2 protein-coding genes are annotated in these 1,092 nt (G+C 66.1%); both read left to right on the forward strand.

Annotated elements, in window-relative coordinates; genetic code table 11:
• Positions 1-167: 167 nt before the first annotated feature.
• On the forward strand, positions 168-524 hold the full coding sequence (rplS, locus tag U9980_RS16375) for a 50S ribosomal protein L19 (protein ID WP_322748309.1): 357 nt from the start codon (positions 168-170) through the stop codon (positions 522-524).
• A gap of 170 nt (positions 525-694) precedes the next feature.
• Positions 695-1,092 (forward strand): hypothetical protein (locus tag U9980_RS16380; protein WP_322768711.1); only part of this gene is annotated, 398 nt, incomplete at its 3' end.

Consider the following 1,092-nt stretch of genomic DNA (forward strand, 5'->3'; position numbering starts at 1 on the left):
CCACCGACCCGGCTGGTCGTGTGGCACAGTAGGATGCGGTGTCCGGCCGTCCGCCGTCCCAGTTCGAATGTCTGCTGGGTGGCATCATGATCCAGATGAGTGGATCGTCTTTGGCGGTTGGACCGTAGTCGATTCATCCCCGTCATCCCCGCGAGAAAGCGACTGCCATGCAAACCCTGGACAGCCTCGACGCCGCGTCGCTGAGGACCGACGTCCCGCAGTTCTGGCCGGGCGACACCCTGAAGGTCCACGTCCGTGTCGTCGAGGGCAATCGCCAGCGCATCCAGGTTTTCCAGGGCGTTGTGATCCGCCGGCAGGGCGGTGGCGTTCGCGAGACCTTCACGGTCCGCAAGGTCAGTTTCGGTGTCGGGGTTGAGCGAACCTTTCCGGTTCACAGCCCGGTCGTCTCCAAGATCGAAATCGTGACCAGTGGTGATGTGCGGCGAGCGAAGCTGTACTACCTCCGTGAGTTGCGCGGCAAGGCTGCAAAGATCAAGGAAAAGCGTCGGCCGGCTGGACGCTGAACTTTGCGTGGAGTGGCGCAGCCGTTGGCCGTGCGTTGTCCGTTTCTACGTCACCGTGTCGTCGCCGGGGCGGACCGTGCGCGTAGGGTGGTCAGCGATCGGTCCCGATCGGATACCACGGTGAAGATCATCAAATTCGGCCGATATCGGCCAACCCATGAGGTGGCGCGGTGAGTGGAGCCGAGCAGAGTCTTCCGGCGCGCTGGAACAATTCTGTTCCGGCCAGTGGCCAGGGATCGCCCGATGACGGCTTGGGGCAACAGGACGGCGTGGCACAGCAGGACGGCTTCGGGCAGAAGACGGGGCATGACGGCGAAGCCGCTCACGCTGCACATGATCTTGTTGGGCCCGTCGTGGCGAACGGCCGCGGGGAAGAGGCCGTGACGTTGCCGGCCGAGGCATCCGACCCGGTGGTGAGTGCGGAGCCCGTGACCAGTGGTGACGCCCAGGGGGTCGCGACGGATCCGACCGCACCGGCGCCCACCCCACGGCGCGGGCGTCTGGGCCTGGGCCGAGGCCGGGGCAGTCGCGGCGGCAGGGGTTCATTCGCCCGCGAGCTACCCGTCCT

It is taken from the genome of Protofrankia sp. Cr1 (assembly GCF_963555865.1).
In the GTDB taxonomy this organism is placed as follows: Bacteria; Actinomycetota; Actinomycetes; order Frankiales; family Frankiaceae; genus Protofrankia.

Excerpts from the sequence above, each read along its gene's own strand:
- rplS (WP_322748309.1), top strand. The coding sequence starts at position 168 with ATGCAAACCCTGGACAGCCTCGACGCCGCGTCGCTGAGGACCGACGTC.